The following is a 14873-nucleotide window of genomic DNA, read 5'->3' as shown; positions in this document are numbered from 1 at the left end:
TAGCTCCGCAGTGCCGGCCTGGTGAGGCATGGTCAGTACTGCGCAGCCGCCTAATTGGCCTCTTTTGTTGCCCAGTAGTGCCATTGCGGGGAAGCGACTGGGGAGCGGGCCAGCCCGTCCGGCCAGGTGGCCGGCAGGTCGTGACTCCGCGCCGCGTAGAGGATCACCTCCGATGCGCAACGGTCACCACGGACGGCGACCCGGGCGGCGGTCTCGGCCCGCATGTCGGCGAGGTAATGGATGGCGGGCAGGAACTCGGCGCTCAGTCGCGGGCTGAGCCGGCCGACGGGTTCGTCGTCGAGCCGGATCTCGGCCACGATCCGGTGCCGGTCCTGAAAACTGTCCTCCTCCTCGATCGCGTGCATGGTGGCGTACGCCCAGCACTCGCCCTCCGCGCGGAAGAACGGCGCCAGTACGTCGGGATGCACCTCGCTACCCGGTACGACGATGCCGCTGCCGGGCGGGAGCAGGTGAAAACTGCCTGGCGGGGGCAGGTTCACCGGCATGAGCATGTGCGGCTGCCCGAGGGCGACCGCGACACTGGCGTGGAACTCGGTGCCCTGGGTGCCCTTACCGTCCCAGTCCGCCGGCTCCCACTCGCTGACCCACAGGTGGCAAGGGACCTGCGGTTGCAGGCCTTGTGCCACCAGATCTGACAGCACCGGGTGGTACCGGTGCGCGTCGTCCCTCGGCAGATAGCCGACAACCTTGCCCTGCACCCGGACGGCGATCGACCGCGGGTCGAAACGGTTGTGCGGTTCCGGGACGAGGTCCGCCTCGGTGTCCAGATCTGCGCCGCGCGCGGGGATGGGGTCCGGGAACAGGCTTCGGATCGCCTGCTCGTGCGGGGCCTCCCGCACGACTTCCTGACCGCACCACAATGCGTCGCCCCACAGACTGAACGGAATCAGTTCCATGTGCCCTCCAGTCCTCACTGACCGGCTTTACACGGCTCATCCCTTTCAAGGCCCTGGCCGTTACACCGAGTGAGCGTATGAAAACTAGACTGCCCAGTGAAGAGCCGTTTCACGCATGGTGCAAGAGTCTGATACGCAATGGGTATCCGCCGGTCCGGACTGTGGACGCGAATCGTCTTGTGCAGCGAGCGAATCGGCGAAGATCGTGCAAATGCACGGGAAGGAACGTCATGCACGGCAGTGGTTCAGGCACTCGGTCAACGGTTGACGCCGAAGCGATCGAGGCCGCCATCAAGCGCTTGGACGGCGTCGCAGTCCGTACACCGTTGCAGCGCAATCTCCGTCTCTCGGAGCGCACCGGCGCCCAGGTCTGGCTGAAGCGGGAGGACCTGCAGATCGGCCGTTCCTACAAGCTGCGCGGCGCGTACAACCTGATCGCGCAGCTCGACGACGCGGCCAAGGCCGCCGGCGTGGTGTGCGCGAGCGCCGGCAACCACGGCCAGGGGCTGGCGTACTCGTGCCACATTCTCGGTGTCCAGGGCAAGGTGTACGTGCCGCGGACCACGCCGCGCCAGAAGCGGGACCGGATCGGGGCGCTCGGCGGCAAGCAGATCCAGGTGATCGTCACCGGCGACACGTACGACGACGCTGCCGCCGCAGCGATCGCGGAAAGCACCGCGACCGGGGCGACGATGGTGCCGGCATTCGACGATCCGAGAACCGTTGCGGGGCAAGGGACCGTGGCGATCGAGTTGGTGGAGCAGCTCGGCCACGCTCCCGACGTACTCGTGGTTCCGGTCGGCGGCGGCGGTCTCGTTGCAGGGGTTGCAACCTGGATCGCCGAGCGGCATCCCGGCGTACGCATCGTCGGGGTGGAGCCGGGTGGCGCTGCAAGTATGGCGGCGGCGATCGCGGCCGGCGAACCGGTGACGTTGCCGCAGCTGGACAGTTTCGTCGACGGTGCCGCCGTACGCCGGGTCGGTGACGCGACCCTGCCGCTCGTGCAGCAGGCCGGCGTCGAGCTGATGTCCGTGCCCGAAGGGCTGGTGTGCTCGGAGATGCTCGCGCTCTACCAGACCGACGGCCTGATCGCGGAACCGGCGGGCGCTTTGTCGACAAGTGCCCTGGGCAACGGTCTCGACGTGCGTCCGGGTGAGACCGTGGTCTGTCTGCTGTCCGGCGGGAACAACGATGTCAGCCGGTACGGCGAGATTCTCGAGCGCTCGCTGGTGTACGAAGGCCTCAAGCACTACTTCCTGGTGACGTTCCCGCAGGAACCCGGCGCCCTGCGCGCGTTCCTCGACGAGACGCTCGGCCCCGACGACGACATCACGCTGTTCGAGTACGTCAAGCGCAACAACCGCGAGACCGGCGTCGCCCTGGTCGGGATCGAGATCAGTGCCCGGGACGACCTCCCGCTGCTGCTGTCCCGCATGGAGGCCGCCCCGCTCGACATCGAACGCATCAACCCGAACTCACCAGAATTCAGGTACCTGATCTGACGTTGCTCAACCCCGCGTGTGCTTCGGGTTCCGCGGGTCGTGCGGATGCCGGCCGTCGTCCCAGTCCGGGTCGACCGGCTGGCCCTCGCGGTTCTGGGAGCCGTCGTCCGGCCAGAGGTTCTGGGCCTGACTGCGGTGCTCGTCCGATTCCGCGCGGGCGTTCTCGGCGGCATCGCGGCGTTCGGTCGCTCCCGCCGACAGCCGGCGCGCCTCGGCCGTCTTCTCGTCGGCGGCGGCCTGCGCCTTGCGGGCCCGCGCGTCCACCTCGTCGGCGACCGCACGCTGCTTCTCGGCGTGGGTTGCGCTGGCTCGCGCCTGCTGTTCGTGCTCGTACGCCTGCTGCTCGGCCCGATGCTGCGACTTGCGCGACATCGCGCTCGCGATCAGTGCGACCACGATGACCAGTACGGCGATCGCGACGACGATCCAGACAATGGTCATTCCGTCCATCGGTCCTCCTCGGCTTGATGATCAGAACCCCCGGTACCCGGAGCCGTCGCCGCCTAACTCCTCCTCGGACGCCCCCTCACACCAGGCCGCGGCGGGCGGCCCAGACGATGGCTTCGATGGCGGTGCTGAAGCCGAGGCGGTCGCAGATCAGCCGGGTGCGCCGGCGGACGGTGCGTTCGGACAGATCGAGGCGCCGGGCGACGCCGTCGACCGGGAGGCCGGTGGCGAGCAATCGGAGGAGTTGCAGGTCGTCGTGGCTGATCTCGCGCGGCGGCACCCGTCGCGCGAGCGGTCGAAGTTCCTGGGGGAGGACGGTCATGCTGATCACCTTGTTCCGAACACCCGGGACTCGGCGGCGTCCCAGTCGGCCGGTTTTCCCTGCGGGTCGTAGCGCCGCGGAGAGTGTGTGGATCGGACCAGGGCGCGCATCGCGCTCAGGTCCGGGAAGGGCTCGCCGAGGGCGCGAGCTTGGACGAGGACATTGCCCAGCGCGGAGGCCTCGACGGGCCCGGCGAGGACGGGTACGCCGCAGGCGTCGGCGGTGAGCTGACAGAGCAACTCGTTCTGTGAGCCACCACCGATCACATGCAGTACGTCGACCTCTCGGTCCGCGATCGTCTGCGCGGCCCGCAACGTCCGGCGGTACGCGAGCGCGAGGCTCTCCAGGATGCAGCGCACCGCCGAGCCACGGTTCCGCGGTGGCTCCTGCCCCGTCCGGAGGCACTGTTCGTCGATCCGGGCCGGCATGTTGCCGGGTGCAAGGAATTCGGGTGCGTCGGGATCGATCAGGACGGCGAACGGCGGGGCATCGGCGCCCGCGCGGAGCAGATCGTCGAGGTCGGCGCCCCAGACCCGTTGGCATTCCTGGAGGATCCACAGCCCCATCACGTTCCGCAGGAACCGGGTCCGTCCGTCGACACCGCCTTCGTTGGTGAAGTTCGCCTCGCGAGCGTCGTCGGTCAGCACGGGCGCGTCGAGTTCGAGTCCGACGAGCGACCAGGTACCGGAGGAGATGTACGCGAACCGCTCACCGACAGCGGGTACGGCGACCACAGCCGACGCCGTGTCATGCGATCCGACAGCAATCACCGGAGTCCCCGCCGCCAGCCCGGTCTCATCGGGCAGCACACTGCCGATCACCTCGCCGGGCTCGCGCAGTGCAGGAAACACCGGCCGCGGCAGCCCGGCTCGCCCGATCAACTCATCACTCCAGTCGCGGGCCAGCACGTCGTACAGCTGGGTGGTGGAGGCGTTGGTCCGCTCCACACCGATCTCGCCCGTCAGCCAGTAGGCCAGGAGGTCAGGGATCATCAGCAAGGTGATGGCGTCAGCCGGCAGTTTCTCGGCGGCAAGCTGGTAGATCGTGTTGAAGGGCAGTTGCTGGAGACCCGTGACGGCGTACAGCTCGGTCGTGGGGATCGTCGACAGGACGCGTTCCATCACGCCGTCGGTGCGGGAGTCGCGGTAGTGGACGGGGTTGCCGAGCAAACGGCCGGCGTCGTCGAGCAGTCCGTAGTCGACGGCCCAGGAGTCGATGCCGATGCTGTCGATCGGGCCGGCCACGGCGAGACCTTCGAGGATCGAACGGTAGAGGTGCAGGACGTCCCAGTGCAGCCGGCCGCCCACGCGCACCGGACCGTTCCAGAAGCGGTTCAGCTCACGCAGCTTGAGTACGTCGGCGCCAACCTCGCTGAGCATCACCCGCCCGCTCGAGGCCCCGAGATCCACCGCCGCGACGCGCTTCATACCGATACCTAGCGGAGGAAGGCGGCGGCCACGCCGGCGTCGACGGGGATGTGCAGGCCGGTCGTGTGCGTCAGGTCCCCACCGGTCAGCGCGAACACCGCGGCTGCGACGTTCTCCGGCAGCACCTCACGCTTCAGCAGGGTCCGCTGCGCGTAGTACGCACCGAGCTCCTCCTCCGGTACGCCGTACACCGCGGCCCGCTTCGCGCCCCAGCCGCCGGCGAAGATGCCTGATCCGCGAACGACGCCGTCGGGGTTCACGCCGTTGACCCGGACGCCGTACTCGCCGAGCTCGGCCGCAAGCAGCCGAACCTGGTGCGCCTGGTCGGCCTTGGCGGATCCGTACGCGACGTTGTTCGGGCCGGCGAACACGGCATTCTTGCTGGAGATGTAGACGATGTCGCCGCCCATACCCTGGTCGATGAGCACCTTCGCGGCCGCCCGCGAGACTAGGAACGAGCCTTTCGCCATCACGTCGTGCTGCAGGTCCCAGTCGCGATCCGTTGTCTCCAGCAACGACTTCGAGATCGACAGCCCGGCGTTGTTGACGATCAGGTCGACACCGCCGAACGCCAGCACCGCCTCGCGCAACGCGGCCTCGACCGCCGCCGCCGACGACACGTCCGCACCGACCGCGACGGCCACGTCGGTGGATCCGATCTCCTTCGCCACCGCCTCGGCCGCGGCCTGGTCGAGGTCCGCGACGACAACGCACGCACCCTCGGCGGCCAGCCGTTGCGCGATCGCCTTGCCGATCCCGGACCCGCCACCGGTCACGAAGGCGACGCGGGTCGCGAGCGGCTTCGGCTTGGGCATCCGCTGCAGCTTCGCCTCCTCCAGCGCCCAGTACTCGATCCGGAACTTCTCCCGCTCGTCGATCGGCGCGTACGTCGACACCGCCTCGGCGCCCCGCATCACGTTGATCGCGTTCACGTAGAACTCGCCGGCCACCCGCGCGGTCTGCTTGTCCTTCCCGAAGCTGAACATCCCGACGCCCGGGACGAGCACGATCGCCGGGTCGGCGCCCCGCATCGCCGGGCTGTCCGGCTCGGCGTGCCGGTTGTAGTACGCCGCGTACTCCTCGCGGTAGGCCTCGTGCAGTTCCTTGAGCCGCGCCACCGCGTCCTCCACCGAGGCCGACGGCGGCAGGTCCAGCACCAGCGGACGTACCTTGGTACGGAGGAAGTGGTCCGGGCAGGACGTGCCCAGCGCGGCCAGCTCGGTCAGCTTCTCCCGAGCGGTGAACTCGAGCACCACGTCGGAGTCGTTGAAGTGCCCGACCTGCGGCTTGTCCGTCGATGCGAGACCGCGGATCACCGGGGCAAGCGCGGCCGCTCGCTCCCGGCGTTCGTCGGCCGGCAGCGCCTCGAAGCCTTCGACGACCGCGCCGAACGGCTCGGCCTTACCGTTCTCGGCGAGGAAGCGTTCCGCCGTGCGGATGATCTCGAGCGAGTTGGCCTCGCACTCCTCGGACGTGTTGCCCCATGCGGTGATCCCGTGGCCACCGAGCACGCAGCCGATCGCGGCAGGGTTCTCTCGCTTGACCGCAGCGATGTCCAGCCCGAGCTGGAACCCGGGCCGCCGCCACGGGACCCACACCACGCGGTCGCCGAAACATTCCGCGGTCAGCTTCTCGCCGTCCGCCGCGGTCGCCAACGCGATCCCGGAGTCCGGGTGCAGATGGTCGACATGAGGGGCATCAACCAGTCCGTGCATCGCGGTGTCGATCGACGGCGCCGCACCGCCCTTCCCGTGCAGGCAGTAGTCGAACGCGGCGACCATCTCGTCCTCACGGTCCACGCCCGGATAGGAGTCGACCAGTGCGTTCAACCGGTCGAGCCGCAGTACTGCGAGACCCTTGGACGTGAGCGTGCCGAGGTCGCCGCCGGACCCCTTCACCCACAGCAGTTCGACGGGCTGCCGGGTGACCGGATCGGTCTCCGTGCCCTTCGCCGAGGTGTTGCCGCCGGCGTAGTTCGTGTTGCGTGGATCGGCACCGAGTCGGTTGCTCCGCGCAACGAGTTCGGCTGCGGTGTCGCTCACTGTCATGCTCCCCATCCGGCTTGCTGACCGTCGGCGCGGTCCTTGGTGATCTGTTCGAAGTAGCCGCTGCGCCTGTACGCCGCGACCGGGTCCGCGTCCAGGCCCTGCGACTCGCGCAACTCGGCGAGCAGTGGGCGGACGTCGGTGTTGTAGGCATCCATCAACGCCGCGTTCGCGCCGAGGACGTCACCCGACTGCTGCGCGGCCCGCAGTACGTCGCGGTCGACCAGCAGCGCCTTCGCGGTGGCCTCCTGGACGTTCATCACCGAGCGGATGATCGCAGGGATCTTCTCCTCGATGTTGTGGCACTGGTCGAGCATGAACGCGATCCCGCGGTCCGGGTCCAGCGCGTCGCCGCGGACGATCTCGTTCATGATCCGGAACAGCTGGAACGGGTCCGCGGCCCCGACCATCAGGTCGTCGTCGGCGTAGAACCGGCTGTTGAAGTCGAACGCGCCGAGCTTCTTGGTCCGGAGCAGGAACGCCACGATGAACTCGATGTTCGTCCCCGGCGCATGGTGCCCGGTGTCGATACAGACCGTTGCCTTCGGCCCCAGTTCGAGACAGTGCGCGTACGACGTACCCCAGTCCGGCACGTCCGTGGTGTAGAAGGCCGGTTCGAACAGCTTGTACTCGAGCAGCATCCGCTGGTCGTCGCCGAGCCGGTCGTAGACCTCTTTCAGCGCGGTCGCGAGCCGGTCCTGCCGGTCCTGGATGTCGTCCTGGCCCGGGTAGTTGGTGCCGTCGGAGAACCACAGCTTCAGATCGCGGGACCCGGTCGCGTCCATGATGTCGACACACTCGAGCAGGTGGTCGGTGGCCTTCCGGCGGACCGCGGGATCCGGGTTCGTGACGCTGCCCAGCTTGTAGTCGTCGTCCTGGAACACGTTGCTGTTGATCGCCCCGAGCCGGACGCCCTGCTCCTTCGCGTACGCCGCCAGCGCCGCATAGTCGTCGACCTTGTCCCAGGGGATGTGCAGCGCGACGCTCGGCGCGACGCCGGTGTACTTGTGGACGACGGCCGCATCGGCGATCTTCTCCTCCGGCGACCGCGGCACCCCGGGCTGGCTGAACACCTTGAACCGGGTGCCGGAGTTCCCGAACGCCCACGAGGGCAGCTCGATCTCCTGGCGGCTGAGGGCGGCCTTCACGGCTTCGGTCGTCATGCTTCAGTCCTCTTTCAAGTGGAAGATCTCGGGCAGGAGCAGGAACGACTCGTCCGGCGGCCTGCCGTCTGTGCCGGTGAAGAATTCGGTCATCTGGGCTTGCCAGCGGGTGTTGACGTCGGTCGCCGCCATCGCCTTCTGCGCCGCCTCCAGGTCCGCGGACTCGACGTACCCGATCAGCAGGCCGTCGTCGCGGAGGAAGAGCGAGTAGTTGTGCCAGCCCGAGTCCCGCAGCGCGGCCTGCATGTCGGGCCAGACGTCGCGGTGCCGTTCGACGTACTCGTCGAGGCGGTCCGGACGGACCTGGAGGCAGAAGCAGTAGCGATTCACGAAGGAGCCCTCAGAAGTTGAACTGGTCGATGTCGGCGGCGGTGAACTCGATCGACACGCCGAGGCGACCGAACCTCTGGTCGGCGCGGTGGACCATCGCGGTCCGGTCGATGGTGTTGAAACGACCCAGCGGATGGCTGCCCGTCGCGATGTTCTCGGCCACGGACAGGTCCGGGACCGCGACCGCTCCGAAGGACTTCGACACCTCTCGCACCCGCAAGATCGGGGAACCGTCGGGCATGGTCACCTCCGTCCCGGGCCAGGAGTTTGGATGAAAGGTTTCAAGAGAGTGCACTGACGCTAAGCTCGCACCCCAGGGGCCGTCAAGAGCCCGCCCAGGTTTTGCGGCCGATCCTGGACTCGTGCTGCGGAGAATCCGCGCGGAGCGGGTATTCTGCGGCCGCTAAGACGTTTCAAGTGCTGTCAGTGTGCTGCCGGTGTGCTGTCAGTGTGCTTCAGGTGCGGAGGGAGGTTCTCGTGTCGGTCGACGATGCGGAGGCCCTGCCCGAGCGCACCCGGCGGCGCCGTACGCCGAAGCCGCACGCGGCCGGGGTGAAGGCGGTCGCGGCGGCCGCCGGCGTCTCGCTGGGGACCGTGTCGAACGTCCTGAACCGTCCCGAGGTGGTCAGCCCGCTGACCCGGGCGAAGGTCGAGGCGGCGATGGCCTCACTCGGCTTCGTCCGCAACGAGTCGGCGCGCCAGCTGCGGGCCGGCTCCAGCCGGATCCTCGCGTACGTGATGCTCGACGCCGGCAACCCGTTCTTCACCGATGTCGCGAAGGGTGTCGAGGAGGCGGCGCAGGCGGCCGGCCTGTCGGTGTTCCTCTGTACCAGCAGCGAGGACGCCGACCGCGAGGCGGCGTACCTCGATCTGCTCGAGCAGCAACGCGTCCAGGGCATCCTGATCACGCCGATCGACCAGAACTCGTCCCGGCTGCGCAAACTGCCCTCCCGCGGTACGCCGGTGGTCGTGGTCGACCGGGCACTCGACGACGCCTCGCACTGCTCGGTCGCGGTGAACGACATCCTCGGCGGTGAGCTCGCGATCTCGCATCTGCTGGAGCTCGGCCACGAGCGGATCGCGTACGTCGGCGGACCGAACACGATCGGGCAGGTCATCGACCGCCGCGACGGCGCCCGGCGCGCACTGCGCACCGCGGGGAAGCCGACGGCGGATCTGATCGAGTTGACCACCGGCGCGCTCACGGTCGCCGAAGGTAGGGGCGCAGGGCAACGACTTGCGGGGCTCCCGGCGGATCGCCGGCCGACGGCCGCGTTCTGCGCGAACGACCTACTGGCGTTGGGGTTGCTGCAGCAGTGCGTGAGCCTCGGGCTGCGGGTACCGGAGGATCTCGCGATCGTCGGGTACGACGACATCGAGTTCGCGGAGGCGGCCGCCGTACCGCTGACCTCGGTGCGTCAGCCGCGGCAGCTGCTCGGCCGGACGGCCGCCGAGTTGTTGCTGGACGAGTCGTCGAACCCGGACCACGAGCACCAGCGCGTGACGTTCACACCGGAGCTGGTGGTCCGCACGTCAACGCGCGGGACTCTCTAGCGCGCGGGACTCTCTAGTCCGTACGCCGCCAAGAAGACGTCGACCGCACGGTCGGCGAGATCTTCCAGCTCACCGGGCTTCGGGCGCTGTCTGGTGCCCGCGAACATCGCGCGGTTCATCGGCTTGTACATGACCAGACCGGCGAACTGGTACGCGGCCAGCGTCGGGTCGTCGAGCTGCTTCAACAGACCGCGGTCGCTCAGGCGGGTCAGCGCCTGCCCGAGTGCGTCGAGGGACTTCTCGAAGCCGCTGGTGAACCAGGCCCCGCAGACTTCGGGGAACCGATCCGCCTCGGCGATCACGAGCCGGCGGAGCTGCAGGACGCTGTCGGCGGTGAGGCTCTGGAGCAGGCGATGCGCCAACGCACGCAGGGCTTCGCGCGCGTCGACGGCTCCTTCGAGCGTGTCGACGTACGCCTGGTGGAGGCCGTCCAGCAGCTGGTCGCTGGTGCCGAGGACGATCTCGGCGAACAGGCGCTCCTTGTTCTCGAACTGCTTGTAGACGGTTTGTTTGGAGACGCCGGCCTTGGCCGCGACCTCGTCCATGCTCGCGCCGAGGTACCCGTGACTGAGGAAGACCTCGGTCGCCGCGGCCAGGATCGCGCGGCGCTTGCGGGGCGTCCGGCCCTCTTCCGGTTCCATGCCGAAAATCATACTAGACAGTCCAGTTCTCTGCCTAGTACTGTACGGTCCAGTTCCCATCCAGTGAGGAGAATGACCATGAGCACCGTGACTTCGGCCGACGGCACCACCATCGACTTCGACGCGTACGGCGAGGGCAGACCGCTGATCCTGATCGACGGTGCGACCGCGCACCGCGCCGTGAACCCGTTGAACGGCGAGGTCGGCGAGCTGCTGACGGACAGCTTCCGGACGTACGCGTACGACCGGCGGGGCCGCGGCGCGAGCACCGACACCGCGCCGTACGCGATCCAGCGGGAGATCGAGGACCTCGCCGCCCTGATCGAGACTGCATCGGTTGAGAGTGGCGGCCAGCCGGCCATCCTCTTCGGCTGGTCGTCGGGTTGCCTGCTGGCTCTGGACGCCGCGGCCGCGGGGCTACCGGTCGCCGGGCTGGTGTTGTTCGAGCCGCCGGTCGTCGTGGACGACGTACGGCCGCCACTGCCGTCCGACTACGTCGAGCAGTTGGATGCGTTCGTCGCCGAGGGGCGTCGCGACAAGGCCGCTGAGCTGTTCATGACCGCGGCCGCCATGATGCCCGCCGAAGCGATCCCGGGGATGAAGCAGTCGCCGTACTGGGCGCCGGTCGAGGAGGTCGCGCACACGATCGCGTACGACGGCCGCATCATGGGGACCACGATGTCGGGCAACCCGCTGCCCGCGGACCGCTGGGCCGACGTGAAGGTACCCGTCCTGGTGCTGTACGGCGACAAGACCTGGCCCGCGCTCTCCGCCGGCGCCACGGCCGTGGCCGAGCACCTACCGACTGCGACGCTGCGGGCGATCCCGGGCGAGAACCACGGGACCGAGGCGGCGACGCTGGCTCCGGTACTGCGGGAGTTCGCGGACTTGACCTAGAGCGCACTCCAGATTGTTGGATCGTGCGCATGCTGAATCTTGCGCTGGGCGCGATGGAGTACGGGACGCGGATCGACGAAGAGACCTCGTTCCGGTTGCTGGATGCGTATGTGGACGCCGGCGGGGAGTGGATCGACACCGCGAACTGCTACGCGTTCTGGCAGGACCCGAGCGGACACGGTGGACAGAGCGAGGAGCTGCTCGGGAGGTGGTTCGCGCAGCGGCCCGGCGTACGAGACCGGGTCAAGCTGGCGACCAAGGTCGGGTGCGAGCCGCTCTGGCCCGGCAGCTACCCCGAGCACGCGGAAGGCCTTGGCGCGAAGGCGATCGACGCCGCCCTCGAGACCTCGCTCCGTCGTCTCGGTGTCGACCACATCGACCTCTACTGGGCACACCGCGACGACAGGTCCACTCCGCAGGAGGAGACGGTCGCCGCGTTCGGCAAGCACGCCGCGGCCGGCACCATCGGGCGCCTCGGGCTGTCGAACTACGCACTGTGGCGTGCCGAGCGGATGCGCGGTCTGGCGGGTGAGCTGGGTGTGATGGCGCCGAGTGCGCTGCAGTTGCGCTACTCGTACCTGCAGCCGCGGCCGTTCGTCCGCGACCACGCCCACGACCACCGCTTCGGCTGGATCACCGACGAGGTCCTCGACTACGCACAGAACAACCCGGAGCAGCAACTGTTCGCCTACAGCCCGCTGATGTCCGGCGCCTACGAGAACCGCGCCGACCGCCCCATCGACCCAGCCTTCGACCACCCCGGCACCACCCGCCGCCTGGAAGCCCTCACCGACCTGGCCACCACCCTCAACACCACCCGCTCCGCAGTAGTCCTCGCCTGGCTCACCGCAGGCACCCCCGCCATCACCCCCATCGTCGGCATCAGCACCCCCACCTACCTCACCACCGCCCTCTCCGCCGCCCACCTCACCCTCACCCCGGAACAACACCGCCAACTCGACGAGGTCTGGTAGAGACCAGATTCCACGTCACCTCTTCACGTTGCGTGACGACAGGCGTAGGGTGCCGTGCTCAACGGGGTGATCACGGTGATGCGGGCCTGTGGGGGGTCTGCCGTGACGAGTTCGTGGGGGATGGCAAATGGCAGAGGAAAGCTGGCATCAGGCACGCCTGATACCGACCTCAGGAATCAACGGTGCCGACGAACAGGAGCGCCGGGCGACCTCCGCTCTGCTCGCCGTGATGTCGTCGGTGCGCGAGTTCGGCCGGGTTCTGACCCAGCCGTTGGGGGCACCAGCAGGGCAGCTGGAGACCTACATCGAGGTGCCGTTCTACCTAGGCGAGCGGCGCCTGTACCCGGACGGACTTCTGCGGTCGCGGCGCGGCCAGAAGGAATGGACGGCGCTCGTCGAGGTGAAGACAGGCGTCAATGCACTGGACGCGGAACAACTCGAGGCCTACCTCGATATCGCCCGTGAGCAGGGATTCGATGCCGTCATCACGATCTCGAACGAGATTCCGGCCGTCGCCGGGCTGCATCCGACCACGGTCGACAAGCGGAAGCTCAAACGGGTCGCCTTGCACCATTGGTCCTGGTCGATGGTTCTCGCAGAGGCCGTGCTGCAGAAGGAACATCGGGGCGTCGCCGACCCTGACCAGGCTTGGATCCTCGGTGAGCTGATCCGCTACCTCGAGCATCCGCGGTCAGGAGCGCTCCAGTTCGACGACATGGGCCCCTCGTGGGTGACAACCCGGGAAGCCGTTGCCTCCGGCACACTCCGCCCGGGCGACAAGTGCGCACCCGAGGTTGCCGCTCGGTTCGATGCGCTCCTCACGTACGTCAGCCTTCAACTCGGCCGGAAGCTCGGTGACGATGTCACGCCGTCGTTGTCCCGAAAGGAGCTGGCCGATCCCGTACTGCGCTCACAGTCATTGGTGCAGTCGATGAGTACTCACGGGACCCTTCAAGGTGCGATCAACATCCCGAACGCGGTGGGGCCGCTGATGGTCACCACGGACCTGCGGGCAGGAATTGTCACCTGTCACGTCGACATCGCCGCACCGCGGGATGGCCGGGCCACAACCCGGGTCAACTGGCTGCTGCGCCAGCTCAGGCACGCACCTGACTCGACGAGACTCGAAGCGTTCGTGATGCATGGTCGCGGGGCCGGTACGGCGGAGTTGCTGCGTGCTGTCCGTGACCAACCGGCATTGCTCATCGAGGACCCGAAGAAGGACCTCCGCTCATTCCGGATCGCGCTCGGATCACCGCTCGGCAGTAAGCGTGGGCGAGGTCGCGGCTCGTTCATCGACTCGGTGGAGAACGCGATCAACTCCTTCTACGGCGACATCGTGCAGGACCTGCGGGCGTGGACGGCCGTGCCGCCGCGACTGCGCGAGGTACCGGAGACATCGGACGAACGACCGTCGCTGACATCCACCGCGTTGTCGTCACAGGACGGAGCCGAATTGTCGTCTGAGGCCGCGGCCGCATCCGACGAGATACTTCGGCAGCCCGAGAACGGTCAGGTGCTCGGCCCGGACGCGCCACCGAACACGGACGGTGCCGGGCCTTCCGCACCGAGTCTGCCCAGTAGCTGGCCTGGAACGCCTGAACCATCTCTCTGAAGATCATCCTCAATCAACGCTCCCGTTCGACCCGGGATCGGTGAGATGGTTTATGGGTGGACAGGGATTCGTTCTGGGGTCTGGTCGAGGATGCGCGGGCCTCGGTGGATGACACCGTGGCTGATCCGGACGGGGTTGCGGACGCGCTGACCAAGGTGCTGGGTACGGCGGAAGCCGAGGAGATCGTCGGGTTCGGGACCGAGCTCGCGCGGTTGCAGGTCGAGTCGTACCGCTGGGATCTGTGGGCGGCGGCGTACCTGATCAACTCCGGCGCTTCGGAAGACGGGTTCGACTCGTTCCGGGGCTGGCTGCTCGCCCAAGGCCGGGAGGTGTGGGAAGCGGCGCTGGCCGAACCGGACTCGCTCGCCGACGTGGTGGACGAGGACCGGCCGGAGGGGTTCGAAGGCTTCGACGGGGAAGGCATGCTGCACGTCGGCAGTCACGCCTACAAGAATCTGACGGGCGACGAGCCGGCGTACTGGAAGGCCGTCGACCGCGATGCCCCGGACACCCCGGATCTTCCGGCCGGCAAAGAGATCGACTTCGACGACGAAGAAGATCTGCAGACGCTCCTGCCGCGGCTCGCCGCGCTGTATCTCGACGCCTGACGCCGGCATTGCTTAAGGCAACGGCATCTCCGGATGCCTTGCCTCACAACGGAATCGCGGCGGCTTTGCGATTTGTCGTGTTCGAACATTTGTTCTAATATAGACGCATGACAGCGGTTGGCGTGGCACAGGAGCAGTGGCCTTCGTGGCTCACGCCCGAGCTGGCCGCCCGGATGACCGCTGAGTTGTCGGCGGAGACGGCTGCGATGGAGGCCACGGGCTCGCTGGTTCGACCCGATGACCTCTACGACCCCGAGGATCCGGACTGTGCGAGTGGTCCGCGGTTCTTGGATGAAGAGGATCTGTACGACGACCTGCCGCCGATGTCACGGGTGGACGGGCTGGAGTGGGAGTTGTGGGCCGGGGCCGAACAGGACGAGGCCGAACGCGAGATGCTGCGGCTGAAGGCGCCGGCGTGGGCGTTCCTTCCG

The 14873-nt window shown here is 68.0% G+C and carries 16 protein-coding genes; 7 read left to right on the top strand and 9 right to left on the bottom strand.

Annotated features, from left to right (window positions below):
- Positions 1-50 precede the first annotated feature (50 nt).
- Positions 51-917 carry an HIRAN domain-containing protein gene (locus E0H50_RS33880; protein WP_131295087.1) on the bottom strand — a complete coding sequence of 289 codons (867 nt, stop codon included), beginning with the start codon at positions 915-917 and terminating at the stop codon, positions 51-53.
- 230 nt (positions 918-1147) lie between these two features.
- On the opposite strand from E0H50_RS33880, the gene ilvA reads away from it, so the two are divergent.
- Positions 1148-2419, top strand: coding sequence for a threonine ammonia-lyase IlvA (gene ilvA, locus E0H50_RS33875; RefSeq protein ID WP_131295086.1), 1272 nt, complete (start codon positions 1148-1150; stop codon positions 2417-2419).
- Between the two features lie 6 nt (positions 2420-2425).
- Here ilvA and E0H50_RS33870 read toward each other — a convergent pair whose 3' ends face one another.
- The 7 genes from E0H50_RS33870 to E0H50_RS33840 all read right to left on the bottom strand — a co-directional run bounded on the left by E0H50_RS33870 (position 2426) and on the right by E0H50_RS33840 (position 8394).
- Positions 2426-2869 (bottom strand): hypothetical protein, encoded by a 444-nt coding sequence (locus E0H50_RS33870; protein WP_131295085.1) that lies wholly within the window; start codon positions 2867-2869, stop codon positions 2426-2428.
- 76 nt (positions 2870-2945) lie between these two features.
- Positions 2946-3188: a helix-turn-helix domain-containing protein gene (locus E0H50_RS33865; RefSeq protein WP_130386717.1), complete on the bottom strand. Its 243-nt coding sequence runs from the start codon at positions 3186-3188 to the stop codon at positions 2946-2948.
- Between the two features lie 5 nt (positions 3189-3193).
- A complete protein-coding gene (locus tag E0H50_RS33860) occupies positions 3194-4615 on the bottom strand; it encodes a rhamnulokinase (protein ID WP_131295084.1) in 1422 nt (473 codons plus the stop codon).
- Between the two features lie 8 nt (positions 4616-4623).
- Entirely contained in the window at positions 4624-6663 is a 2040-nt protein-coding gene (locus E0H50_RS33855; protein ID WP_131295083.1) for a bifunctional aldolase/short-chain dehydrogenase, read from the bottom strand.
- Entirely contained in the window at positions 6660-7823 is a 1164-nt protein-coding gene (gene rhaI, locus E0H50_RS33850; protein ID WP_131295082.1) for an L-rhamnose isomerase, read from the bottom strand. Before rhaI ends, E0H50_RS33855 begins: the two co-directional genes overlap by 4 nt.
- Positions 7824-7826: 3 nt before the next feature.
- Positions 7827-8153, bottom strand: coding sequence for an L-rhamnose mutarotase (locus tag E0H50_RS33845; protein ID WP_131295081.1), 327 nt, complete (start codon positions 8151-8153; stop codon positions 7827-7829).
- A gap of 10 nt (positions 8154-8163) precedes the next feature.
- Positions 8164-8394, bottom strand: coding sequence for a hypothetical protein (locus tag E0H50_RS33840; protein ID WP_238151556.1), 231 nt, complete (start codon positions 8392-8394; stop codon positions 8164-8166).
- A 236-nt stretch (positions 8395-8630) separates the two neighbouring features.
- Between E0H50_RS33840 and E0H50_RS33835 the strand changes: the two genes are divergently transcribed.
- Positions 8631-9707, top strand: a complete 1077-nt coding sequence (locus E0H50_RS33835; RefSeq protein ID WP_238151555.1) for a LacI family DNA-binding transcriptional regulator — start codon at positions 8631-8633, stop codon at positions 9705-9707.
- Here E0H50_RS33835 and E0H50_RS33830 read toward each other — a convergent pair.
- The gene (locus tag E0H50_RS33830) at positions 9704-10348 is read right to left on the bottom strand and encodes a TetR/AcrR family transcriptional regulator (protein ID WP_131295080.1); all 645 of its coding nucleotides are present in this window, start codon (positions 10346-10348) and stop codon (positions 9704-9706) included. The two genes, E0H50_RS33835 and E0H50_RS33830, sit on opposite strands and share 4 nt — an antisense overlap.
- A 78-nt stretch (positions 10349-10426) precedes the next feature.
- Between E0H50_RS33830 and E0H50_RS33825 the strand changes: the two genes are divergently transcribed.
- From E0H50_RS33825 to E0H50_RS33805, 5 genes are all read left to right on the top strand, one after another.
- Positions 10427-11245: an alpha/beta fold hydrolase gene (locus tag E0H50_RS33825; RefSeq protein WP_202868453.1), complete on the top strand. Its 819-nt coding sequence runs from the start codon at positions 10427-10429 to the stop codon at positions 11243-11245.
- A 29-nt stretch (positions 11246-11274) separates the two neighbouring features.
- Positions 11275-12219 (top strand): aldo/keto reductase, encoded by a 945-nt coding sequence (locus E0H50_RS33820; RefSeq protein WP_202868452.1) that lies wholly within the window; start codon positions 11275-11277, stop codon positions 12217-12219.
- A gap of 127 nt (positions 12220-12346) precedes the next feature.
- Entirely contained in the window at positions 12347-13834 is a 1488-nt protein-coding gene (locus E0H50_RS33815; protein WP_202868451.1) for a hypothetical protein, read from the top strand.
- 56 nt (positions 13835-13890) lie between these two features.
- The gene (locus tag E0H50_RS33810) at positions 13891-14442 is read left to right on the top strand and encodes a DUF4240 domain-containing protein (protein WP_131295077.1); all 552 of its coding nucleotides are present in this window, start codon (positions 13891-13893) and stop codon (positions 14440-14442) included.
- Between the two features lie 107 nt (positions 14443-14549).
- Positions 14550-14873, top strand: a 324-nt coding sequence (locus tag E0H50_RS33805) for a hypothetical protein (RefSeq protein ID WP_131295076.1), incomplete at its 3' end; no start/stop codon positions are given.

It is taken from the genome of Kribbella sindirgiensis, assembly GCF_004331435.1.
GTDB lineage: Bacteria > Actinomycetota > Actinomycetes > Propionibacteriales > Kribbellaceae > Kribbella > Kribbella sindirgiensis.
Note: the sequence above shows the minus strand (reverse complement) of the source record. Positions and strands in the feature narration are given on the sequence as shown.

Coding starts and splice junctions, on each gene's coding strand:
- E0H50_RS33815 (WP_202868451.1), top strand. CDS start 12,347: ATGGCAGAGGAAAGCTGGCATCAGGCACGCCTGATACCGACCTCAGGA.
- ilvA (WP_131295086.1), top strand. CDS start 1,148: ATGCACGGCAGTGGTTCAGGCACTCGGTCAACGGTTGACGCCGAAGCG.
- E0H50_RS33830 (WP_131295080.1), bottom strand. CDS start 10,348: ATGGAACCGGAAGAGGGCCGGACGCCCCGCAAGCGCCGCGCGATCCTG.
- E0H50_RS33825 (WP_202868453.1), top strand. CDS start 10,427: ATGAGCACCGTGACTTCGGCCGACGGCACCACCATCGACTTCGACGCG.
- E0H50_RS33855 (WP_131295083.1), bottom strand. CDS start 6,663: ATGACAGTGAGCGACACCGCAGCCGAACTCGTTGCGCGGAGCAACCGA.
- E0H50_RS33865 (WP_130386717.1), bottom strand. CDS start 3,188: ATGACCGTCCTCCCCCAGGAACTTCGACCGCTCGCGCGACGGGTGCCG.
- E0H50_RS33880 (WP_131295087.1), bottom strand. CDS start 917: ATGGAACTGATTCCGTTCAGTCTGTGGGGCGACGCATTGTGGTGCGGT.
- E0H50_RS33870 (WP_131295085.1), bottom strand. CDS start 2,869: ATGGACGGAATGACCATTGTCTGGATCGTCGTCGCGATCGCCGTACTG.
- rhaI (WP_131295082.1), bottom strand. CDS start 7,823: ATGACGACCGAAGCCGTGAAGGCCGCCCTCAGCCGCCAGGAGATCGAG.
- E0H50_RS33820 (WP_202868452.1), top strand. CDS start 11,275: ATGCTGAATCTTGCGCTGGGCGCGATGGAGTACGGGACGCGGATCGAC.
- E0H50_RS33860 (WP_131295084.1), bottom strand. CDS start 4,615: ATGAAGCGCGTCGCGGCGGTGGATCTCGGGGCCTCGAGCGGGCGGGTG.
- E0H50_RS33840 (WP_238151556.1), bottom strand. CDS start 8,394: ATGCCCGACGGTTCCCCGATCTTGCGGGTGCGAGAGGTGTCGAAGTCC.